Origin of the sequence: Nonomuraea angiospora, from assembly GCF_014873145.1 — a bacterium.
Classification (GTDB): domain Bacteria; phylum Actinomycetota; class Actinomycetes; order Streptosporangiales; family Streptosporangiaceae; genus Nonomuraea; species Nonomuraea angiospora.
Map to the genome: position 1 here is coordinate 2,114,611 of NZ_JADBEK010000001.1, position 22,874 is coordinate 2,137,484.

Consider the following 22,874-nt stretch of genomic DNA (forward strand, 5'->3'; position numbering starts at 1 on the left):
CCGTTCAGCGGGCCGTTCAGCGGGCCGTTCAGCGGGCCGTTCAGCGGGCCGACGCGACGACCCGGACCCCGCCCGCGGGCACCGTGATCTTTCCTTCGTGAACCGAGCCGTCCAGCAGGTCGGTGCCGGTCCCCGGGACGGTGGTCTCGGTGTCGCCGTGGTTGATGAGGAAGACGTACTCGTCGCCGGCCGAGCGGCGGGTCACGATCTCGAGCTCGCCCTGCGGACCCCGCCGCGCGATGGCCTCCAGCAGCCGGGCGCGGGCGCCGGCGTCCAGCTCGACGCCCACGTACCAGGCCTCCCCCGCTCCCCTGGCCGCGCGCGTGATCGCCGGCGCGCCCGCGAAGTCGCCGCCGACGTAGCGGGCCGCGGCCACCGCGTCCATCAGGTCGATCTCCTCGTGCCAGGTGGAGACCCGGGCCGGCCCCGTGACCCCGTCGATCTCCACCGAGTCCGCCTCCGTCATGGGCGCGAACTCCTCCACGCGCACCCCCAGCAGCTCGCGGAACGCCCCGGGGTAACCGCCGAGCCGTACCCGGTCGAGCGGATCGACGATGCCGGAGAAGTAGGTGACGATCACGGTCGCCCCCGCGTCCGCGGCCGCGGCGACGGCGCCCGCGTCCCGGTCGGAGACCAGGTAGAGCATGGGCACGACGATCAGCCGGTAGCCCGACAGGTCGGCCGACGGCGGCACGACGTCGACGGTGACGCCCGCCTTCCACAGGCTCCGGTACCAGCCGAGCGCGGACTCCGCGTACGACAGGCCGTTGTGCGGATGCGACTCCCGCTCGGCCGCCCACCACGACTCCTCGGAGAACAGCAGCGCGCAGTCCGCGACGACCCGGGCCCCGAGCACGCCGGCACAGGATCTCAGGTCCGCACCGAGCGCCGCCACCTCCCGGAACTTCCGGCTGCCGGCGCCGGCGTGCGGCAGCATCGCGGAATGGAACCGCTCGGCACCTGCCCGCGCGGCCCGCCACTGGAAGAAGCAGATCCCGTCGGCTCCGCGGGCGACGTGGGAGAACACGTCCCGCCGCAGCTGCCCGGGGCTCTTGGCGGGGTTGACGGAACGCCAGCTCGTGGCGCCGGTGGCCGTCTCCATGAGCAGCCACGGATCGCCCTTCGACAAACCGCGCGCGCGGTCGGCCGAGAACGACAGCTCGACGTGCGCGTCAGGCGTCGGCCTCAGGTAGTGGTCGCTCGCGATGAGGTCCAGGTCCGCGGCCCACGAGCTGTAGTCCATGTTCTTGCCGGCGTCGAAGAGCACCATGTTCGTGGTGATCGGCACGTCCGGGGTGATCCGCCGCAGCACGGCGATCTCCGCTCGCAGCTGCTCGCGCAGCTGGTCGGAGCTGAACCGGTCGAAGTCCAGCACCTGAGTGGGGTTCGAGTCCGTGAACGTGAGCCTCGGAGGCTGGATCTCCTCCCACGCCGAGTACGTCTGGCTCCACGCGGCGGTCGTCCAGGCGGCGTTCAGGTCGTCGAGCGAGTCCTGGTACCGCTCCCTGAGCCAGGCCCGGAACGCCACGGCGCTCGCTTCGCCGTAGCACCGCGAATTGTGGCCGCCGAGCTCGTTGGAGACGTGCCACAGCGCGAGCGCGGGGTGCTCGCCGTAGCGTGCCGCCAGCTTCTCCACCAGCGCGAGCGAGTGCTCGCGATAGACCCGCGACGACGGCGACCAGGCCTGGCGACCGCCCTGCGACATCGTCCGGCCGTGCCGGTCGACGGGCAGCACCTCCGGGTGGCGGGTGGTGAGCCACGGCGGAGGCGAGGCGGTGGCGGTGGCGAGATCGACGGCGATGTCATTCGCGTGCAGGAGGTCGAGCACGCGGTCGAGCCAGCCGAAGCTCCACCGGCCGGGCGCGGGCTGCAACGTCGACCAGGCGAAGACGCCGACCGTGACGAGGTTGACCCCGGCCTCGCGCATCAGCCGCACGTCCTCGTGCCACACGCTCTCGTCCCACTGCTCGGGGTTGTAGTCGCCGCCGAAGGCCAGGGGTTCGCCGCCGAACCGGGCCACGACGTTGGCGGGCCACCGGATCCATTCAGCAGTCACGCGCTCTTCTCCTCACCTTCAGGCCGCGGGGAGATCAGACTAGCGGCTTGAGACAACGTTGTTTTACAGTGATCCCGCGTAAGTGAAGGGATGTGAATCGTGGCGGAGTTCGACGGCAAGGTCGCCATCGTCACCGGTGGGCACAGCGGCATCGGCCGGGCCACGGCCCGGCTGCTCTCGGCGCGCGGCGCGACGGTCGTCGCCGCGGGTGTGCCGCCGACAGGCGGCGCCGACGCTCCGCTTCCGGGCGTCGAACACGTCGAGCTCGACGTCACCGACGAGAGCGCCACCGCGCGGCTCGTCGAGCACGTCGCCGCCGCGCACGGCGGGCTCGACATCGTCGTGGCCGCCGCCGGGATCCAGCGCTACGGCACGGCGGCGGAGACCGGCGGCGACGAATGGAACGAGGTGCTCGCCGTCAACGTGACCGGCGCCTTCCACGCCGTCAAGCACGCGCTGCCGCACCTGCGCGCCCGTAAGGCGGGCTCGATCGTGATCGTCTCCTCCGTTCAGGCCTTCGTCACCCAGAGCGCCGTCGCCGCCTACACCACCAGCAAGGGAGCGCTCAACGCGCTGGCCCGCTCGATCGCGATCGACGAGGCGAAGAACGGGATCAGGGCCAACACCGTCTGCCCCGCGTCGGTGGACACCCCGATGCTGCGGGCCTCGGCCCGTGCCTTCTCCGACGGCACCGACCAGGGCGCTCAGGAACTGGTCGAGTCGTGGGGACGCATGCACCCGATGGGACGGGTGGCACGGCCGGAGGAGGTCGCCGAAGCCATCGCGTTCCTGGCCGGCGAGCGCGCCAGCTTCATCACCGGCATCGCGCTGCCCGTCGACGGCGGGCTGCTGGCCAACGCCGCCGTGGTGCTCCCGGGGTGAACGCCGCACGAGGACGAGCATCGGACGAGACGAACGGGGAGCACGGATGACGGTCGAGGTCGAGGTCGCGGTTCCCGGCAGGGCCAGGGTGGGCGAAGGCCCGGTGTGGGACGCCGGGGCCGGCCGCCTGCACTGGGTCGACATCCCCGCCGGGCGCCTCCACACCAGCGACCCGGCCACCGGCCGGACCACCACCATCGAGCTGCCGACGCTCGTCGGCGCCGCGGTGCCCCGGCGTGGCGGCGGCTTCGCCGCCGCGACGGCCGAAGGGTTCGCGACCGTCGAACCCGACGGGTCGATGACCGTCCGGCTCGCGATCCTGCCCGACGGCGAGCGCATGAACGACGCGAAGTGCGACCGGCGCGGGCGGCTCTGGGCCGGCAGCACCGCGATGGACTTCCAGCCCGGCAAAGGCGCGCTGCACGTCCTCATGCCGGACTGGACGAGCCGCGTCGTCCTCGACGGCCTGGCCCTGCCCAACGGGCTCGACTGGAGCCCCGACGGGCGCACTTTCTATCTCGCCGACAGCGTCGCCGGCGAGATCTCGGCATTCGACACCGAACCCGGGTCCACCACCATCAGCCGGCGACGCACGCTGTTCCGGATCCCGGCGCGCTCCGGCATGCCGGACGGTCTCACCGTGGACGCCGCGGGGTGCCTGTGGGTCGCGGTCTGGGGCGGCGACCGCCTGGCCCGGATCTCGCCGGACGGGGACCTGCTCGGCGAGATCCCGATGCCCGTGCACCAGCCGTCTTCGTGCGCGTTCGGCGGGCCCCGCCTCGACATGCTGTACGTCACCTCGGCCCGGGAAGGGCTAGAGCTTCCCGACGGCGACCCCGCCGGATCGGTGTACGCCCTCGACCGGCCGGGCACCGTCGGCAGACCATCGACGGCGTTCGCCGGCTGAGGCCGGGGCCGTCAGCCGGGCAGCCAGCTGTACAACAGGACCTTGTTGAACAGGTCGTCCTCGACGGTGATCTGGTACGAGCCGTCCGACCGCTTCATGGCGTTCAGTCCGTACGGGATGTCCACCCAGCCGGTGCGCGAGACCCCGCCGACGTTCGCGCCCGGCAGCCAGTTCCCGGCCGCCGACCCGTCGGCGGCCCGCCAGGCCCACACCTGGCCGCGGGTGGTCACGCCGCAGCTGAAGAGGTAGTCGCCGGCCGGGGCCCAGGACACCGTGGTGACGGGCGGCGTCGCGGACACGTTCCAGGGCAGCAGGATGGTCCAGGTGGGCGTGGTGTTGCCGGTGCTCCACCGGTCGTAGCGGGCCAGGACCTTGCCGCACTCCTTCCAGTACGCGTTCTCGAACGGCTGGGCGGCGGTGTATCCGGACATGTACATGACGTCCGTGGCGACCTCGTAGTGCAGCCGCCGGACGTTGGTGAACGGCTGCGGCAGGGGTAAGGTCACCCGGCTCGTGTAGTCGTACATCGGGTTGAGCTGGCCATCGAAGCCCTGCAGCGGGTAGCGGCGCAGGTTGCGGTCGCCGCCCTCCCAGATGTCGCCGCGGTCGTCCACGAACCACACCCAGCAGTTGCCCGGGGAGTTCGCGCCGGTCCCGGTCGTGATGTACTCGTCGGCGGTGAACTTCCCGTCGCCGTTCTTGTCCCGCCAGATCCACTCGCCGGACGCGGGCTGGTACGGCGGCCAGGTCGGGTCGTCGCCGGTCCAGTGGGCCTTGAAGATGGCGCCGGACGGCTTGGCGATCTCGCCCTCGTAGCGGTAGATGAGCAGGTGCGAGCAGTACATGCCGGTGGCGTACATGTACAGCCGGTTGTTATTCAGCCGCCTGAGGGACGGCGAGCTGACGTGGTGCTGGTGCCCCGTCAGGAACAGCCGCGGGTCCTGCGGGTACTTCACGGAGTCCAGGGAGTAGCCCACCCAGGTCGCGTTGCCGCCCGGCGGTTTGGTGTAGTCCATCCGGTAGTGGTTCTGCTGGCTGTAGACGTCCTGCCCGTCCGTGCCCGGGTCGAAGTCCGCCGTGGTCACGAACTCGGCGCCCATCAGCTGCCACACCAGGTTCCCGGCGGGGCCGTACTTGCGCAGCCAGGTTCCGAACTCGCACATCGCGACGTACACGTTGCCCGCCGAGTCGCCGCCGACCCCGGTGATGCCGAACAGCTTGTCCGGCCTGACCAAGCCGGGGTTGCCCGCCCCGATGCCGCCGGCCTGGCCCAGGCTTCTGGCCTTCACCGGCGTGGCCGCGGACAGGTCGGTGTAGGTGTGCACCTGCCGCAGCGGGCCGTTGTCGCCGACGAGCAGGTTGCGGTCGCGGTCGATCGCGAGCGAGGTGGGGATCCAGTCCGGCGACGGGCCGGCGATGGTGCCGGGCAGCACCGCGCCGGTGTTGGAGAAGTGCAGGATCCGCGCGGGTTCGGCGCGGTCGACGTGCCAGAAGTGGCCGTCGTTGGTGTCCCTGGTCACGTTGGCGACGACCCAGATCTCGCCGCTCGTCCTGTCGACCGCCACGGCGCCCGGCCGGTTGACGCTCCACGTACGCGTCAGCGCGCCCGTCTTGGCGTCGAAGACCATGACGCGATTCCTGGCCCGGTCGGTGGCGATCACCTGGGTGTCGCCCGCGGCCGCGGCCGCGGGCGGGCTGCCGACGTCGAACGTCAGTGACGTCGCGGCACCGGCCAGGGTGAAGGCGGTCAGGCCGGTGCCGATCGACAGGTAGGCGTTGGTGCTGTTGACGGCGACCGCGTCGCCGTTGGCGCGGGGGCAGTTGCCCGTCATGTGAGCGTCCTTGTAGACGCCGGCGTAGTTGCCCGCCTCGTCCCAGAAGCTGACGGTGTAGATCGTCCCGTCGGGCGTGACCGCCATGTTGAACACGAAGTCCTGCACCCACTCGGTGGCACCGGAGAAGGTGTTGCCCACCCAGGAGGTGGTGACGTCCGGAGCGGCGGCCCGCGCCGGTCGCTCCCCGGCGAACAGCGTGGTGAACAGGACGGCGCCGCCGCCCTGGACGAGGATCTGCCGGCGGGTCATGTGTGGCTTGTCGTCCATGCCAGAATCCTTTGTTCCAGGCGATGGGATCGGTCAAGTGAACGTTCACTCGCCGAGGATGACGTTAAAATCGGATTACCGGGGTGTCAACGGCTTGTAATATGCCGGTTTCCGGAATATCGTCACGTGAACGTTCATGCCAGGGGAGACGCGATGCCAGGCCAGCCGACCATGCGCGACGTCGCGGCGCGCGCGGGAGTCTCGCACCAGACCGTCTCGCGGGTGGTGAACGGCGAGCCGTCGGTCACCGAGCCCGTCCGGCAGCGCGTGGTCGCGGCCATGGCCACGCTCGGCTACCGGCCCAGCGCCGGCGGGCGGGCCATGGCCCGCGGCCGCACCGAGGTCGTGGGGCTGGTGGTACCACACGACCCGGGGTTCACCTTCGCCAACGACCACCTGATGCGCCTCATCGGCGGCGCCGAGCAGGAGGTCGCCGCGCGCGGCTACGGGCTGCTGCTCTCCACCCGCCAGGCGGCCGGCGACGCGGCCTCCGCCTACCACCGCTTCGACCGGCGGCGCCTGGTCGACGGGCTGCTCGTGGAGGGCGGCGCCGGGCTGCGGTCGCTGTCCGGCCTGCTCGCGCAGGGCTACCCGACCGTGGTGATCGGGTACGCCGAAGGCGACCTGCCCATGGTCCACCCCGACGACGAGGGCGGCGCCTACGCCGTCACCCAGCACCTGCTGGCCCTCGGCCACCGCCGGATCGGCGTCATCGACGGGGCGGCGGAGAACCGCCTGGCCATGGCCGCCCGGCTGCGTGGCGTCGAGCGCGCGTTCGCCGACGCGCGGCTCGCCCCCTCCGCCGAGCTGATGGTCCGCGGAGACTTCACCGTCGAGTCCGGCTACACCGCCGCCGGGCTGCTCTTCGACCGCCCCGAGCCGCCGACCGCGGTCTTCGCGTTCAACGACGGTATGGCCCTCGGCGTGCTGCGCCGGCTGCGCGAGCGCGGGCACGCCGTGCCGCGTGACGTCTCGGTCGCCGGATTCGACGACACCTCCGCCGGCGCCTTGTCCGAGCCGCCTTTGACCAGCGTCGCGCTGCAGAGCGTGGATCTGGGTCGGCGCGCCGCCCAGATCCTCCTCGACCTGCTGGACGGCCAACAGCCGGCCGATCGCCGGACCGTGATAGCGAGCCGCCTCATGGTCCGCACCTCAACCGCCCCACCTCCACCGCCGTAACCACCGCCCGCGCGCCGTAACCACCGCCCGCGCGCCGTAACCACCGCCCGCGCGCCGTCGCAACCGTCACCGTGACCCGGCCGGGCCCACGTCACCGTCACCGTCACCGTCACCGTCACCGTCGCCGTCGCCGTCGCCGTCGCCGTCGCCGTCGCCGCCATCATGGTCACCACCGTCACCGCCACCCCGTCACCGCCAGCCCCGTCACGGTCGCAGCCACCACCGACTCAGTCACACCGTCGCCCTCTCTACCGCCACCGTCGCTTCTGTCATCGGGAAAGGACTCCCGTGCCCGTGGCCACCGAGCCCCCACGCACCCACACCAAGGACGCTGCCCCCGGGCGCGGGCCCCCTCCGCCGCGAAGGTAGTCCCTTGTACGTGCGCGCGTTGCGGCCCGGCACCAAGCCGCGCCCACTGGCGGCGACCGGAGCAACCGGAAGCCAACCGGAAGCCGACCGGGGACCGACCGGGAGCCGACCGGGGCGACCGGGGCGGGCGGCGCTTCCCGCCACCCGTCCCGTGACACGGTGGCCCGCGCCGGCGGTAAAGTGTGCGCACGAGACAACGACGGCACCAGCTCGGGGCCACCGACCTGGAAGGGGCCGCACCCAGGTGAGCACGCCCGGCGCAGGAGGGAGCGGGCCGCGCCGCCCGACCATGGCCGACGTCGCCCGGTTGGCCGGCGTCAGCCTGAAAACCGTCTCGCGCGTGGTCAACAACGTGCCCACCGTCGACAGGGAGCTGGCCGAACGGGTCACGAGCGCGGTGGCGGAGCTGGGCTTCCGGCGCAACGACATGGCCAGGAACCTCCGCGCGGGCAACACCTCGGCCACGGTCGGCCTGCTGATCGAGGACCTGGCGAACCCGTTCTACGCCGGCATCGCCGCAGCGGCGGCGCAGTACGCCCTCGAACACGACACGATGCTCATCACGGCCAGTTCCGAGGAGAACGCCGGGCGGGAGCGCGCCCTGCTGCTGGAGATGTGCCAGCGGCGGGTGGACGGCCTGCTGGTGGTCCCTGCCGGCGACGCCGATCACGTCTACCTGCGCCCCGAGATCGAGCGCGGCACGCCGGTGGTCTTCCTGGACCGCCCGCCGCGCAACCTGCTGGCGGACACGGTCCTGATCGACAACGCGGGCGGGGCCCGGCAGGCCATCGAGCACCTGGTGGCCGCCGGGCACGAACGCATCGGCGTCATCTCGGACTGGCTGAGCATCTCCACGATGGCCGAACGGCTCACCGCCGCGCAGGAGGCGCTGGAGCGGGCCGGGGTGCCGTACCGGGCGGACCTGATCAAGTACGGCCTGCACACCGTTCCCGACGCCCAGGCCGCGGTCACGGAGATGCTGGCCGGACCGGAGCCGCCGACCGCGATCTTCGCTCTGAACAACCGCCTGACACTCGGCGCACTCGGCGCACTCGACAACCGTCTGAGGCCTGACGCGCCCGGCGGAACGCCCGGCCACCCGCCGAGGACGCCACACCACGGAGCAACGCCGGATGCGCCGCACCGCCGCACGACGCCGGACGCGCACGGCGCGATGGGCGACCGGCCGGGGCCGGGCGGCGGCGGGTCGGGCGGCGGAGGCGGGCGGGTCGAGCTGGTCGGGTTCGACGACTTCGAGACCGCGGCGTTCGTGCCGTGGCGGCTGACCGTCGTGTCCTACGACGTGCGCGAGATCGGCCGCATGGGTGCTGAGCTGCTGTTTCGGCGCATCGCCGGGGACAGGTCACGGCCGCGGAAGGTCGTCGTCCCCACCGAGCTCATCGTGCGCAGCGTGGGCTGAGCCGGCATCCCCGGGAAGATCCCGGCGTATGACGAGGCTCTAGACAACGTTGTCTCGACGTGATTATGGTTCCCCCAACCCTTCGAGAGGAGCGGCGATGGCGAACCTCGCCGACCCGCGTCGGCTGTGGGCCGACGGCAAAGCGATTGACGTGCATGGTGTGGCCGTTACCCGCCTGACCGCAGGCCCCGCCCCCACCACGCTCGCCGCTGCAGGCCAGGGCGTCATCGAGGTCCTCGGAGTTGAATCCGAGACAACGTTGGTACGGCTGGACGTCCCGCTCGATGGTGCCGTCGGCTTCTGGCACCCCGCTGCCGGCTGGGACCGGCACCTGACGGCGGACTGGATGGCGACCGGCCTGCGTACCGTCGGCCTCGTCGACTCGGCGCCGCTCGGCTGTCTTTACGACGACGCCGGGCGCGCGGTCTTGGCATTCGCCTCGGACCGCCTCGTTCACACGACCCGTCTCCGGTTCGGCGTCGGGGAGCGGGCCGGCCGGTTCGGCGTCTGGCTCGCGATGGACCTGGGGCCCGGCGAACTCTGCCGCATCCGGATCGCGCCCCCGGGCGGAACGGTCGCGGAGACGGTGCGGTCGCTCGTGCGCCGGCAGTCCGGCACCGCCGCGCTTCCGGTCCCCGAGGCCGGACGCGTCCCCGCCTACTCGACCTGGTACTCCTACCATCAGGAGGTCAGCGCGACCGCCATCGAGGCGGAGGCCGAGCTCGCGGCCGAGCTGGGGTGCGGGCTCCTCATCCTCGACGACGGCTGGCAGCGCGGCGCGTACGGCGGGAGCTACGCGGGCTGCGGCGACTGGGAGCCCGACCCGGAGAAGTTCCCCGACTTCGGCGCGCACGTCGAGACCGTCCACGGCCTCGGCCTGAAGTACCTGGCCTGGATCGCGCCGCTGCTCCTCGGCGACGACAGTGCGGCCCGCGACCGGCTCGCCGCCTTCGCACCGCACGCCAGGCCGGAGTGGCGCTGCCACGTCCTCGATCCACGGCACGAAGAGGTCCGTCGCTTCGTCGTCGACACCTGCGTCCGGCTCGTCGACCGGTACGGCCTGGACGGGCTCAAGATCGATTTTCTCGACGCCGCCATGGTGTACGCCGAGGACAGCACCCGTCGTGAGGAAGGCACCCGTTCTGGAGGTGGTGTCGCTCCCGCGGAAGACGCCCGTCCCGAAGGCGGTGCCGGTCCCGCGGAAGGCGTCCGTCCCGAAAACGGTGCCGGTCGCGAGGACCGCGCAAACCTCGAGGACCACGCAAACCCCGAGGACCGCGGACGGCCCGAGGACGGCGGTGATGTCGGTGAGTCGATGCGGGTGCTGCTCACGGAGCTCCGCGACGGGCTCATGGCCGTTCGCGGCGCGGAGCTGATGATCGAGCTGCGCCAGCCCTACACCGGCCCCGGCATGCTGGAGTTCGGCAACCTGCTGCGCGCGGGCGACTGCCCGGCCGACGCGGCCGGCAACCGCGTCAGAACCCTGGACCTTTCCGTCGCCGGTCGGGAAAGCGCTGTCCACTCTGACATGCTCATGTGGGACCCGCAGGCGTCGCCGCAGGTCGCGGCCCGCCAGCTGCTCTCCGTCCTGCACGCCGTCCCGCAGATCTCCGTGCCCCTGGCCCAGTTGCCCGCCGCCCAGCGCGCGATGGCCGGTTTCTGGCTGGCGTTCTGGCGGGAGCACCGCGACGTCCTCACCCGCGGCGCCCTGGACGCGGGGCGCCCCGACGGGCTCCACCCGGTGGTCATCGCCCGCGACGCCACGCGCGCGGTGGTCGTCCACCACGTCAGCGACCACGCGGCCACGCTCGACCCCACCCGGTTCGCCGAGATCGCCGTGGTCAACAACACCGGCGCGGAACGCGTCCTCCTCGACCTCACCCACCCCGCCGCGGTCCGTCTCGACGTCCGGGACGCCTGCGGTACCCCGGTCCGCTCCGAGACCGCGTGCCTGGACCCCGGCCCGCGGTGGCTGGCCGTCCCGCCGTCCGGCCTGTGCCTGATCAGGCCGGCCTGACCCCCCGTTACGGAGGCCCCTCCATGTCCGACCCCAAGCAGATCACCCGCCGTCAGGTCATGCGGTACGGCGCCGCCACCGCCGTCGGCCTGGCCTGGCTCGGCCCTGCCACCCGGGCGGCGGCCGCCGCCACGACCGCAGCCGCCCCTCCGCTGGTGGAGGTCAACTACGCGGACCCCACCGGCCTGTACCCGATCGACGCCGCGGGCACCGCGTCCCCGGTGCTGACCGTGACGTTCAACAGCCCTGCCGCGCTGAGCGGCACCATCGCCTGGTCGGTGTCGGCCCGCGGCACGCAGGAGGCCGGCCAGGGCCGGACCGGCTTCACCGCGCCCGCCGGGCAGGCGAGCACGACCAGCGTCCCGCTGGGCACGCTCGGCCCCGACTACTACGCGGTCGCGGTCACCGTCACCGACGCGGCCGGCACGCAGTTACTCAAGGAGACGCACGGTCTCGGCGTTCTCCGCCCGACGATCCAGGGCCGGCGCCCGGGCTCCTGCTTCGGCATGGGGATCCGCGGGGAGTCGGCTCCCCTGGTCACCAGGCAGATCGCGCAGCGCATCGGCGTGAAGTGGACGCGCGGGGTCTTCTCCGTCCTGCCCGACACGGTGTGCCCGTCCCGCGGCGTCTTCTGGGGCCAGGCGGACATCGACCGGGCCCGCGCCGAGGTCGTGGAGTGGCACGGCTACGGCATCGAGCCCACCGGGTTCATCAACTACAACATGTCATGGAACGTCCAGCCCGGCGCGGACGGCAAACCCGTCCGGCCGCACCAGAACCGCCCCAAGGACATGGTGGCGCAGGCCGACATGGTCTACCACGCGATCGCCCCGCTCCAGGACCTCGTCAAGAACTGGGAGGTGTGGAACGAGCCGTGGGTGCACGGCTGGGCCTGGCAGACCGGCGACGCCCAGGACTACCGGGACATGACGAAGCTGATCTGGGACCGCGTGAAGCCGGAGTTCCCCGACGTGAACCTGCTCGGCGGGGGCTCGGTCAGCTACAACCGCGACATCGTGTACGCCAGGGGCTCCAAGGACACCGGCTACATCGACGGCTCGGTGAACCACGCCTACGGCTACCCGGACGCCACGCAGTACGCGATGGCCAAGACCCAGATCAAGATGGACCGGCTCTGGTCCCGGACCGGCGGCCGGGCCGGGCAGTGGCAGACCGAGCTCGGCACCGCGGAGGTGCACTCCTTCCCCGGCCTGCCACCGAACGAGGCCGGGTACGCCGTGGCCAGGACGCTCGCCCCGACCCATCTGCTGCACATGCTCGCCGGGGCCGAGGAGGACTCGCCGATGCGGATCTTCTGGTTCTCGCTGTGCTACGACAAGCCGTACTCCGGCCAGGAGTTCAACATCTACGACATCAAGACCAAGAGCCCGCGGCCGGCGGTCGTCGCCTACGCCACGATGACCGGGCTGCTGGAGGACTGTGAGCTGCTCACCGAGCTGTATCCGAAGGCGAGGTCGACCTGGGGCTTCCTCTTCAAGGCCGCAGACGGCCACGGCCGCGCCGCGGTCTACGCCGACCAGCTCTTCGACGGCACGATGGAGCACCAGGACGCCGGGTACAAGGGCACTCTGACGCTGCACCGCGCGCGCGGCGTCCGGGTGTACGACTACCTGGGCCGCCTGCTGTTCGACGGCGAGGCGGCGCGGACCACGCTGAAGCTGTCGCCGTGGGAGGTGCTGTACTTCGACAGCGACCTGAGCCCGGACGAGCTCAAGGCGGCGCTCACCACCGGCGCGGTGTTCGCCTACGACACGCCGCTGGCGATCACGCCGCTGCCCTTCACGAAGCCGGTCGGTCCGGACGGCACCGTCGACGTCCGGGTCGAGAACGTCTCCCCGCACACCCTCCACGCCATGCTGCGCGTCACCGCGCCCGAGGGGTGGAAGATCGCTCGCCGGGACAACGTTATCCCCCGGCTGAAGCCCGGCGAGGCGCGGGTCGTCTCGATCCCGGTCGTCTCCGCGCGGACGGATGCGGCCAACCGCTACGCCGTCGGCTTCGAGGCCACGATCCTCGGCCGGCCGGGCTTCCGCCAGACCGGGTCGCGCACCGTCCAGGTCGCCCACGCCCCGTTCAGGACCATCACCGTCGGGGCCGCCGCGAGCCAGTGGGAAGGGGTCGTGCCGGTGACCATGACCGGCGGCACCAAGGAGTACACCTTTCAGACCGCCTGGGATTCCGACTTCCTGCACTTCCGGGCCCAGATCCAGGACGACCTGCAGGTGTCGAACGACCCGTTCCCGGTCAACGGCTACCTGTTCCCGTTCAAGGCCGACAGCATCCAGCTCGCCTTCGACGCGGTGAAGGACAAGACGGAAGACCTGCTCGCCGGGGACGCGCACTACGACAAGGCGATGCGCTCGATCTCGCACCTGTACGTGGCGACGCTGGCCAAGGGCGGCCTCCCCGAGCTGCACCGCCAGCTCGCCCCCGGCACCAACTACCAGACCTACTACCCCACCAACGCGCCGCTCCCGACCCCGCTGGGAACGATGGACGCCCATCCGGACTCCGGCTCCGAGGGCCGGATCCTGGTGACGCGGGACGAGGCCGCGAAGGTCACCACGTACGAGGTCGCGCTGGCCTGGGACCAGCTGCCCGAGCTGGCCGCGGCGGTCAAGGCGCTGCCGGAGGGCGCGGTCCACGAGGCGACGATGGGCGTCCAGGTCCAGGACAGCGGGACGGGCGGCCAGGGCACCGCCTACTGGACCGCGCAGAACGAGGCCCCCGCGTCCGGGTGCTACAACTTCGCACCCTTCTGGTCCAGCGGCGCGCAGTTCACCGGCGGGCGCGTCGACACCCGCTGGGGCATCGGCCGCTAGACCCTCCACCGGACAAAGGGAGCACATCCATGAACGACATCCCGGACCCGCCGTGGGCGGACGGCTCGGGCCTGCGGATCACCGGGGTCAGGACCATCCTCACCGCACCGGCGGGCACGACCCTGGCCGTCGTCCGCGTGGACACCAGCGAACCCGGCCTGTACGGGCTCGGCTGCGCGACGTTCACGCAGCGGGCCAAGGCGGTGCGCACCGCGGTCGACGAGTACCTGGCGCCGCAGCTGATCGGCCGCGACCCGGCCGACATCACCGACATCGCCGCCATGCTCCACGTCAGCGGCTACTGGCGGTCGGGGCCCGTGCTCAACAACGCGCTGTCCGGCGTCGACATGGCGCTGTGGGACATCAAGGGCAAGGTCGCGGGGCTGCCCGTGTGGCAGCTGCTCGGCGGGCGGTGCCGTTCGGCGGTGCCGCTCTACACCCACGCGGCCGGGATCGACGCCGAGGCCGTCGCCGACGAGGTGCGGCAGTGGCTCGACGCGGGCTACCGGTACGTGCGCTGCCAGGTCGCCGTGCCCGGCGGCGGCACGTACGGCGCGCCGAGCGCCGCCGGCCCGGCGAGCGCACGGCCGCCGCTGACCCCGGGCGCGTGGGACCCGGCCGCGTACCGGCGCACGGTGCGCGGGCTGTTCGACCATCTCCGCGCCGAGGTGGGCGCGGAGGTGGAGCTGATCCACGACGTGCACGAGCGCGTGGACCCGACCGACGCCGTCCGCCTGGCCAAGGACCTGGAACCGTACGACCTGTTCTACCTCGAGGACCCCGTGGCGCCCGAGGACCTCGACTGGCTGCGCGCGATCCGCGCACAGTGCGCCACACCGATCGCCATCGGCGAGCTGTTCGTGAACCCGTCCGAGTACCGGCCGGTGGTCGCCGAGCGGCTGTGCGACTTCATCCGGGTGCACATCTCCGCGATCGGCGGCATCACCCCTGCCTGGCGGCTGGCGAACCTGGCCGAGGCGTTCGGCGTGCGCACCGCCTGGCACGGCCCCGGCGACGTCTCGCCGGTCGGCCACGCCGCCAACCTCGCCCTGGACCTCGCGAGCCCGAACTTCGGGGTCCAGGAGCAGCACCTGTTCGGCGAGCGGGTACGGGAGGTCTTCCCGGGCTGCCCCGAGATCCGCGACGGCCACCTGTGGCCGAGCGAGCGCCCCGGGCTCGGCGTCGACCTCGACGAGCGCCTGGCCGCGAAGTATCCCCCCGCCGCCACCGCCGCCTGGCGTCCGCCGCGCAGGGCCGACGGCGCTCTCCAGCGGCCGTGATCCATCCCCCCAAGGAGCACTTTTCATGAGAACCCCCCTGCCGGTCGCCGTGGCGATCGTCCTCACCCTCGCCGGGTGCACCACCGGCAACTCCTCGTCCGCCCCCGCGACCGCCACGCTGACCGTCGCCCAGTGGACGAACCCGGGTGCCATCGAGTTCACCAAGCGGCTCAACGCCAAGTTCGAGAAGGCGCACCCGGGCGTCACCGTCAGGCTGCAGAGCACCGCGACCGCCAACGGCGCGTGGGCCCAGCTGTCCAACAGCCTCCTGCAGGCCAAGTCGGTGGACGTGCTGGCCAGGTTCGCCCCGACGCAGGGAGGCTTCCCGCCGGAGTACACCAGGATCCAGCCGGCCGGGGCCGCCGCCCTCATCACGGCGGGCCAGCTCACCGACCTCAAGGACCAGCCGTTCATGAAGAACTACGACGCGGCCACGCAGGCCGCGGCCGTGGGTTACAACGGCGGCGTCTACGGGGTCATGGCCGCCGGCTACGCGGCGGCCGGGGCCATCTGGTACAAGAAGGACCTGCTCGCCCAGTACGGCATCGCCGTGCCGACCACGTTCCAGGAGTTCCTGGACGCCTGCGAAAAGCTCAAGAAGGCGGGCAAGACGCCGATCTTCCTGTCGGGCAAGGTCGGCATGCAGGGCGGCATCTGGCAGGGCATCGAGAACCAGTTGCTGATGAAGGGCCGCGAGCCCGCCGAGTCGGTGCGGGTCTCCGCCGACCGCGCGAAGGCGTTCTGGGACGGCACGCAGAAGTGGACGGACCCGATCTACAAGGAGGTCGGCGCCCGCTACGCGAAGGTCATGCAGTACGTCGTGCCCACCGCCTCGGGCATCGACCAGCAGACCGCGCCGGGGGTGTGGGCGGTCAAGACCGACGACTACCCCTTCCTGGTCGACGGCTCCTGGGACGGCCTGACCATCCAGCAGGCCAACCCGAAGCTGAACCTGGGCTTCTTCACGCTGCCGGGCACCGACGACCCGGCGGCCAACCGGGTGGCGTTCAAGCCGGACCTGACCTGGGTCGTCCCGGCCTCGGCGCCGCACAAGGACCTGGCCATGCAGTGGCTGGCGATGTTCTCCGAGCCCGAGAACTACCAGGAGTGGCTGAAGCTGACCGGCTCGCTGTCGGCGCAACCGGCGCTGCGGAACACCGGCCTGCCGTGGATGGACTGGCTCAACCAGCACAGCGAAGGCTCCTTCACGCAGCTGACGCCGCCGTGGACCCCGGCCGGCGCGCCGCCGGACGCCGCCGGGCCCGACTTCTACAAGCTCGCGCCGATCGGCCCCGACAGCCTGGACACGATCCTGTCCCGTTCGGCCTCCGCCTACGCCAAGTCGGCAGGCCGGTAACGTGGCCGGCAGTCCCTTCGGAACCCGGCGTACCCGGCGGTGGATCCCGTGGGCGAGCATCGCGATCCCCGGGATCGGGTGGCTGCTGTTCGGGCTCTACCCGTCGCTGGCCACCATCGGATACTCCTTCACGCAGTACTCCGGCCTGCCGGGCACGCCGCTCAACTTCTGCGGGCTGTGCAACTACACGGCGGCGTTCACCGCGCTGTCGGCACAGGTGTGGGAGTCGCTGAAGGTCACGCTGATCTACGTGGTCGGCGTGACCGTGCTGCAGAACCTCGTGGGCCTGGGGCTGGCGCTGCTGCTCAACCGGCCCGGGCGCTCGTACACGTTCTACCGGGCGCTGATCTTCATGCCGCAGATCTTCTCGGTCGCGGTCGTCGCCACGATGTTCGCGCTGATCCTCGACCCGGTCACCGGCCCGGCCGAGCAGGCGTGGCAGGCGGTCTTCGACAGCACGACGGCGTTCCTGGGAGACAGCTCGCTGGCGCTGCCGTTGGTGATGCTGGTCAACATCTGGATGTTCGCCGGGTACACGATGCTGATCTACATCGCGGGCCTGCGCAACGTCCCCAAGCCGGTCTACGAGGCGGCGGCGCTGGACGGGGCCGGGCGCTGGCGGTCGTTCCTGCACGTGACGTGGCCACTGCTGGCCCCCGCCACGACCGTCAACATCTTCCTCACCGCGATGGGCGCGCTCGGCGAGTACGCGCTGATCCTCGTCATGACCGGCGGCAACTTCGGCACCAAGACGCTGGGGCTGTACATGTTCGACTCCGCGTTCGGCGGCACCAGCCAGCTCGGCTACGGCTCGATGCTGGCGATGTTGCAGTTCGCCCTCACCGTGGTGATCGGCGGCACGCTGCTGTTCACCCTGCGCAGGCGGGAGATCCAGCTGTGAGGGCGACGGGCCGCAACCTGCTCTGCTTCGCGATCGCGGCGGTGCTGTTCGCGGCGCCGCTGGTCTACATGCTCCTCCAGTCGTTCAAGACGTTCACCGGCTTCCTTCAGGATCCGACGGGCCTGCCGGACCCGTGGACGCTGGAGAACTTCGGCGAGGCGTGGACCCAGGGCGACTTCGGCCGGCAGATGCTCAACAGCCTGGTCTACGCCGTCATCCCGGACACGGTCACGCTGGTCCTGGGCGTCTTCCTCGCGTTCCCGGTCTCGCGCGGCTACTTCAAGCGCTCCAACGCGGTCTACGCCTTCTTCGTCTTCTCCGGCTTCCTGCCCGGCGGCCTGATCCCCCTGTTCATCGAGGCGCAGGCGCTGGGCCTGTACAACAGCATGCCCGGCTATCTGATCCTCACCAGCCTGTCGGGCGCGGGATTCTTCTTCTTCGTCGGCTACGTCAAGGGCATCCCGAAGGAGATCGACGAGGCGGCGGCACTGGAGGGCTGCGGCTACGTCCGCTTCATCTTCACGATCATCATCCCGCAGATGAAGCCGGCGCTGGCCACGTTCGCCATCTTCGGGTTCGTGCACGCCTGGAACAACCTGATCCTGCCGCTGGTCATGCTGTCGGACCAGCAGCTGTGGCCGGTGACCCGGGGGCTGTACTCCTTCTTCGGCGAGCACACCCAGAACTGGCCGCTGATCGCGGCGGGCACGTTCATCGTCGCGGCGCCGATCCTGCTGCTGTTCGTGACGCTCCAGCGGTACCTGGTGGAGGGCGTCGCGGGCGGCGCGGCGTTCGGCACGCAGGGCGTCGCGGTGCCGGCCGAGCGGGGTGAGGCGAGGTGACACCGTGGCCGGAGGGAGCTGACCGGGTGGTGTTCCGGCTGGCCGAGGCGATCGGGCATCCGGAGTTCGCGTGGCCGCGGACGCTGCTGCGCTACCCCGTGCGCTGGGAGCGGCCGTCGCTGCGGATCGGGGAACTGCGGCTGGTGGACGACGCCGGGGAGGCTGTGCCGTTCCAGCCGGCCGACGTCGTCGAGGCGGACGGCCTCGCGGTCTCCGCCGTCATCTGCTTCTTCGCCGACCTGGCCCCGGAGCGGACCCGCGCCTTCGTACTCTCCGCGGGGACCCCGGCCCGGCCGGACCGGCCCGTGCGCGTCGAGGTCTCCGACAGTCACACCGTCCTCGACAGCGGAGTGCTGCGCGTACGGTTGCCCGCCTCGCAGGCCGCCGACGGGGTCGCGCCGGGGCCGGTGACCGCGTGGGACCGGGGACGCGGCTGGGCCGGGCGCTCGCAGGTCCGCGGCGGCGTGGAACGCGTGGAGTCCCGGCTGTTGGAGAGCGGCCCGCTGTTCGCGGACTACGAGATCGCCTACCACTTCACGCACGGCGCACGGTACACCGCGACCGTCCGCTGCCTCCAGGGCTGCGACTTCGTCGAGCTCTCCGAGGAGATGACCGGGCTGGAGCACGCCGGTGCCGCCTGGGAGCTGGCCTGGACCGGCTGCTCCCCCACGCATCGCTTCTCCTCCGCCTGGCCCGGCTCGCAGGACGCCGCCGACCACCTCGACCCCGGGAGTCCGGAGACGTACCGGTGGCCCGGCATCGACGAGCCGCTGACCCTCGGCGGCGGCGGCGAGGACCCGAACTTCTCCGGCCCCGGCGGCACCGAGCGGCCGCACGAGGACTATCTGTTCACCGTCGGGCCGTACGCGCCGAGCTTCGCGTGGAACGTCCGGCCGCACGCTGCCTTCTGGGACGTGCGCACGGATGACGCGATGGCCGTCTTCATCCGGGACCACGCGCGGTGGGACGACCGGTCCTACGCGTCCTGGGCCTCCTCCGACCTGCTGCAGATCCGGTTCAAGCACGCCGAGGGGGTGCTGCGCTGGACCTGGCCGCTGCGTACCGGGACCCGCTCGACCGGGATCGCCTTCTACGACCACGAGCGGGATCGCGAGGTGCTGCGGCGGCAGGCGGACGGCGTCGGCGCCGCCTACCAGAGCACCTACGCGCGCGACCTGCACCACTGGCAGGGCACGCTGAGCCTGGACCGCGTCAAGGACTGGCGGCTCGCCTACGACGGCAGGCGTCCCGAGCGGGTCGCGACCGAGGGCGAGTTCGCGACCGCCGAGGACTTCCTGGCCGCGCTGTTCGCGGGCGACGAGGGGCCGCGCCTGATCGCCCGCGGCGTCAACGACCTGGCCGGCTACCTCAACATCGGGCAGCGTCCGCTCTACGACCGGTTCCTCGACGGCTACGACCGGCTCGCGGGCCGGCTGAGCCCGGGGCAGCGCCGCCAGGTGGACGCGCTGCTGCTGCTCACCGGCTACGTGTCGGCGAACGAGGAGATGACGCCGATCCTGCGGATGTTCGGCGGGCATCCGAACTTCCTGGCCGACGGCAAGGCGGCCCTGGCCTGCCTGGCCTGGCTGTTCCCGGGCCACGAGGCGGCGCCAGGCTGGCTCGACCAGTTCGGGAAGGCCGCCGAGCTCGCCGCGCGCTTCCACACGCGGCCGGCGCTCCCCGGCCAGGAGTCGTCCGCTGGGCGCTGGACCGAGAGCCTGTCCACGTACGTGTGGGCCTTCCTGCGGCCGATGACGCTCGGCAACGCCCTGGCCCGGCGTGCCGACGGGCGCAACCGCCTGGCGACGCCGGAGTTCGCGGCGGTCGGCGACTGGCTCGTCAACGCCCTGACGGCGCCGGTCCTGACCTCCGAGCACGGCGCGGCGCGCCTGCATCCCGCGCAGGGCGCGCACGCCTTCTGGCCCCGCCGTCCCCCGATCGAGATGCGGCTGCTCGGCGAGGCGCTGCGCCATTTCCGGCCGCTGGTCGCCGAGCACCTGCTGTGGGGCAGCGACGCCGAGGCCAAGCACCTGGACAGCCGTCCAGGGGCACCGGACCCGTGGCGCCCGCTCGTCGAGACAGCGGGCAACACCGGCACGAACCCCCGCCTGCGCAGCTCCAAGTACACCGGCTACGGCATCACGCTGCGCGCCGACGTGGACGAGCCCTCCGAGGTCGCCGTCTTCCTCCAGCAGGTCGATCACGGGCCGAACTACCGCTGGGGCATCGCCGACGACAACGGCTCCGGGCACCTCTACTACTACGCCGCGGGGCGGTCCTACAGCGGCCACGGTCCCGAGGACGCGGGTGACCGGCGCGTCCCCGACGCCACGTTCGCCACGTCGTGCGCCGTGTGGAAGGACGGCTCGTTCCGCTCGATCGGCCAGAACACGCTCGACAGGCCCTTCCACGACCTCGGCTGGGCGCAGTTCGCCGAGATCGTCCCGCATCCGGACGGTCCGGTGGCCGGCGCGTACCGGAGCCGGAGCGTCCTGCTGATGGGGGCCGACTACATCGCGACCTACGACGCGTTCGCGCCCGATCAGCGCACCGTCTGGACCTGGTCGGCGCTCACGCGGCCCACGGGCCACGACGCCAACAGCTTCACGTTCCTGCCGGACCGCATGCCGTACATTCATATCGTGCGAGGCGCGCGGCGGGACGGCGAGATCGTGACACCGGCCTCGCGGATCCTGCGCCTGGAGGGCGGCGACGGCGACATCCTGGCGATCGTCAGCCACCGCGAGGACCTGAGCGTGACCACCACGGCCCCTTGGGGAGCGCGGATCAGCACGCCGCACGCGGTCGACCACGTGTTCCGCCACGAGGGCGGGCCGGTGGAAGTCGCCGCGGACGGCCTGCGCTTCCTCGGGACGGCCGGCGCCGTCCGGCTCCGGCACGACGGCCGGCGGCAGCTCGCCCTGTTCCGCGGCACGCTCATCGGCGCCGGCGACGTCACGCTGACCAGCGGCGATCCGGAGCTCGCCATCAGCCTCGACTTCCGGGAGCCGCGCGCGATCGAGGGCACGTACCAGACGCGGAAGGCTGCGACGGCGCGGCTGCGCGTCGCGGGCGGTCTGGGTCGCGCGCGGATCTTCATCGACGGCGTCCCGGCACGCGCCACCCCGCTCAGTGACGAGGAGGTCTCCGTCGAACTGCCCGAAGGGCGGCATCGCTGGGAGCTCACCGAGGGCGTGCCGCGTCCGGTCCCCTCGCGGGTGCTGCGGACCGAGAACGTCAGCGGTGGCGCCGTCGTGCATTTCACCCACTCCGCCGCGGCGGACTCGTACGACGTCCAGCGCAGCACGGACGGCGGCGTGACGTGGGAAAGCGCAGGCTCGGCGCGGCGAAGCCCCGTCACGCTGTCCGGCCTGGCGAACGGCGCCAAATACCACGTCCGCGTCGTCGCGGGGAACGGCGAGCCGGGCCCCGACTACCCCGTCTACGCGACCGGCGGGCCTCCCCCGGCTCCCGACGGGCTCCGGCTCCGGCTGTCGGACGGCAAGGTGACCGCGACGTGGGGCGAGGTCCTCGGCGCCGGCCGGTATCGCCTGTACCGGCGGCGCAAGGGCACCGACGGATACCGCGAGGTCTTCGCGGGCTTGGCGTTCGGCCACAGCGAAGACGTGGCGGGCGTGGTGCCGGGCCTGGCCGAGCCGTCGTCCGGTGAGCTGCCCGCGGGCGTCACGGTCCACGAGTACGCCGTCGCCGCCGAGAACGGCAACGGCGTCGGAGCGAAGTCGCCCCCGGTGGACACCGACCCGCGCGGCTGGCGGCACTGGGAGCCGCCGGTCGAGGAGGCGTTCCGGCGCCGGCACACCTACAACCGGCCCCCGTACACGCCCGATCCGGTGACTCCGGCGCACTACACGGAGGATCGCCGATGACCCGCCGGATCCTCGTCACGGGGGCTGCGGGCCGCATCGGAACGGCGCTCCGCCCGCTGCTGGCCCGGCCCGGCAGAACGCTGCGGCTGCTCGACATCGCGCCGCTGGGGCCCGCCGCCCCGGGCGAGGAGCTCCGGCAGGTGTCCTTCACCGACCCCGACGCCCTCGGCGAGGCGTGCCGGGGCGTGGACGCGGTCGTGCACCTCGGCGGGCTCAGCGGTGAGGCGTCATGGGAGCGGATCCTGGCGGCCAACGTGGACGGCACCCAGAAGGTCCTCGAAGCCGTGCGCGGGCAGGGCGTGCCGAAGGTCGTCCTCGCCTCCAGCATCCACGCCGCCGGGTTCTGGACCAGGGACGACGGTGTCCTCCCCGCGGACGTGCCGCCCCGCCCCGACACCTACTACGGCGTCAGCAAGGCGACGGTGGAGGCCCTCGGCAGCCTGTACCACTCCCGTTTCGGGATCGACGTCAGCTGCCTGCGCATCGGGGCGTTCCGGCCGCGGCCCGTCGCGCTTGCCGACCTGGCGATCTGGCTCTCGTACGGGGACGCGGCGCGGCTGGTCGAGGCGTGCCTGGCCGCGAAACCGCCGGGGTTCCGGCTGCTGTGGGGCATCTCGGCCAACACCCGGCGCTGGTGGTCGCTCGCCGAGGGCGAGGCGATCGGCTACCGGCCGCTGGACGACGCCGAACGCTTCGCCGACGGCATTCCCGGGGCGGACGCCTTCGACCCCGCCGATCCACTGCTCCACCGGGTGGGCGGAGGCTTCTGCGACATGCCTCTCGGCTGATCCGGCGGGGACCTCCGCGACATGCCGTTCGGCCGATCCGGCGG

14 protein-coding genes are annotated in these 22,874 nt (G+C 72.1%); 12 read left to right on the forward strand and 2 right to left on the reverse strand.

Annotated features, from left to right (window positions below):
* Window positions 1-40 precede the first annotated feature (40 nt).
* On the reverse strand, window positions 41-2,056 hold the full coding sequence (locus tag H4W80_RS09610; protein ID WP_318786778.1) for a beta-galactosidase: 2,016 nt from the start codon (window positions 2,054-2,056) through the stop codon (window positions 41-43).
* A 99-nt stretch (window positions 2,057-2,155) separates the two neighbouring features.
* On the opposite strand from H4W80_RS09610, the gene H4W80_RS09615 reads away from it, so the two are divergent.
* Window positions 2,156-2,938, forward strand: a complete 783-nt coding sequence (locus tag H4W80_RS09615) for an SDR family NAD(P)-dependent oxidoreductase (RefSeq protein ID WP_192784768.1) — start codon at window positions 2,156-2,158, stop codon at window positions 2,936-2,938.
* A 46-nt stretch (window positions 2,939-2,984) separates the two neighbouring features.
* A complete protein-coding gene (locus tag H4W80_RS09620; RefSeq protein WP_192784769.1) occupies window positions 2,985-3,845 on the forward strand; it encodes an SMP-30/gluconolactonase/LRE family protein in 861 nt (286 codons plus the stop codon).
* Between the two features lie 11 nt (window positions 3,846-3,856).
* On the opposite strand, the gene H4W80_RS09625 is transcribed toward H4W80_RS09620, so the two are convergent.
* Window positions 3,857-5,947 carry an NHL repeat-containing protein gene (locus tag H4W80_RS09625; RefSeq protein WP_192784770.1) on the reverse strand — a complete coding sequence of 697 codons (2,091 nt, stop codon included), beginning with the start codon at window positions 5,945-5,947 and terminating at the stop codon, window positions 3,857-3,859.
* Between the two features lie 153 nt (window positions 5,948-6,100).
* On the opposite strand from H4W80_RS09625, the gene H4W80_RS09630 reads away from it, so the two are divergent.
* The 10 genes from H4W80_RS09630 to H4W80_RS09680 all read left to right on the forward strand — a co-directional run bounded on the left by H4W80_RS09630 (window position 6,101) and on the right by H4W80_RS09680 (window position 22,830).
* The gene (locus tag H4W80_RS09630) at window positions 6,101-7,126 is read left to right on the forward strand and encodes a LacI family DNA-binding transcriptional regulator (RefSeq protein ID WP_192784771.1); all 1,026 of its coding nucleotides are present in this window, start codon (window positions 6,101-6,103) and stop codon (window positions 7,124-7,126) included.
* A gap of 613 nt (window positions 7,127-7,739) precedes the next feature.
* The gene (locus H4W80_RS09635) at window positions 7,740-8,915 is read left to right on the forward strand and encodes a LacI family DNA-binding transcriptional regulator (RefSeq protein WP_318786779.1); all 1,176 of its coding nucleotides are present in this window, start codon (window positions 7,740-7,742) and stop codon (window positions 8,913-8,915) included.
* A gap of 97 nt (window positions 8,916-9,012) precedes the next feature.
* On the forward strand, window positions 9,013-10,932 hold the full coding sequence (locus H4W80_RS60455) for a glycoside hydrolase family 36 protein (protein WP_225963340.1): 1,920 nt from the start codon (window positions 9,013-9,015) through the stop codon (window positions 10,930-10,932).
* Window positions 10,933-10,955: 23 nt separating this feature from the next.
* On the forward strand, window positions 10,956-13,775 hold the full coding sequence (locus tag H4W80_RS09650; RefSeq protein WP_192784772.1) for a hypothetical protein: 2,820 nt from the start codon (window positions 10,956-10,958) through the stop codon (window positions 13,773-13,775).
* Window positions 13,776-13,804: 29 nt separating this feature from the next.
* A complete protein-coding gene (locus H4W80_RS09655; protein ID WP_192784773.1) occupies window positions 13,805-15,055 on the forward strand; it encodes an enolase C-terminal domain-like protein in 1,251 nt (416 codons plus the stop codon).
* Window positions 15,056-15,080: 25 nt separating this feature from the next.
* Window positions 15,081-16,412, forward strand: a complete 1,332-nt coding sequence (locus tag H4W80_RS09660) for an ABC transporter substrate-binding protein (protein WP_192784774.1) — start codon at window positions 15,081-15,083, stop codon at window positions 16,410-16,412.
* Window position 16,413: 1 nt separating this feature from the next.
* The gene (locus H4W80_RS09665; RefSeq protein WP_192784775.1) at window positions 16,414-17,313 is read left to right on the forward strand and encodes a carbohydrate ABC transporter permease; all 900 of its coding nucleotides are present in this window, start codon (window positions 16,414-16,416) and stop codon (window positions 17,311-17,313) included.
* Window positions 17,310-18,155 (forward strand): carbohydrate ABC transporter permease, encoded by an 846-nt coding sequence (locus H4W80_RS09670; RefSeq protein WP_318786780.1) that lies wholly within the window; start codon window positions 17,310-17,312, stop codon window positions 18,153-18,155. Before H4W80_RS09665 ends, H4W80_RS09670 begins: the two co-directional genes overlap by 4 nt.
* Window positions 18,152-22,042 carry a hypothetical protein gene (locus H4W80_RS09675; RefSeq protein WP_192784776.1) on the forward strand — a complete coding sequence of 1,297 codons (3,891 nt, stop codon included), beginning with the start codon at window positions 18,152-18,154 and terminating at the stop codon, window positions 22,040-22,042. The genes H4W80_RS09670 and H4W80_RS09675 overlap by 4 nt, the downstream gene beginning before the upstream one ends.
* The gene (locus H4W80_RS09680) at window positions 22,039-22,830 is read left to right on the forward strand and encodes an NAD-dependent epimerase/dehydratase family protein (protein ID WP_192784777.1); all 792 of its coding nucleotides are present in this window, start codon (window positions 22,039-22,041) and stop codon (window positions 22,828-22,830) included. Before H4W80_RS09675 ends, H4W80_RS09680 begins: the two co-directional genes overlap by 4 nt.
* The last annotated feature ends 44 nt before the right edge of the window (window positions 22,831-22,874 follow it).

Coding starts and splice junctions, on each gene's coding strand:
- H4W80_RS09620 (WP_192784769.1), top strand. CDS start 2,985: ATGACGGTCGAGGTCGAGGTCGCGGTTCCCGGCAGGGCCAGGGTGGGC.
- H4W80_RS09625 (WP_192784770.1), bottom strand. CDS start 5,947: ATGGACGACAAGCCACACATGACCCGCCGGCAGATCCTCGTCCAGGGC.
- H4W80_RS09630 (WP_192784771.1), top strand. CDS start 6,101: ATGCCAGGCCAGCCGACCATGCGCGACGTCGCGGCGCGCGCGGGAGTC.
- H4W80_RS60455 (WP_225963340.1), top strand. CDS start 9,013: ATGGCGAACCTCGCCGACCCGCGTCGGCTGTGGGCCGACGGCAAAGCG.
- H4W80_RS09650 (WP_192784772.1), top strand. CDS start 10,956: ATGTCCGACCCCAAGCAGATCACCCGCCGTCAGGTCATGCGGTACGGC.
- H4W80_RS09655 (WP_192784773.1), top strand. CDS start 13,805: ATGAACGACATCCCGGACCCGCCGTGGGCGGACGGCTCGGGCCTGCGG.
- H4W80_RS09660 (WP_192784774.1), top strand. CDS start 15,081: ATGAGAACCCCCCTGCCGGTCGCCGTGGCGATCGTCCTCACCCTCGCC.
- H4W80_RS09680 (WP_192784777.1), top strand. CDS start 22,039: ATGACCCGCCGGATCCTCGTCACGGGGGCTGCGGGCCGCATCGGAACG.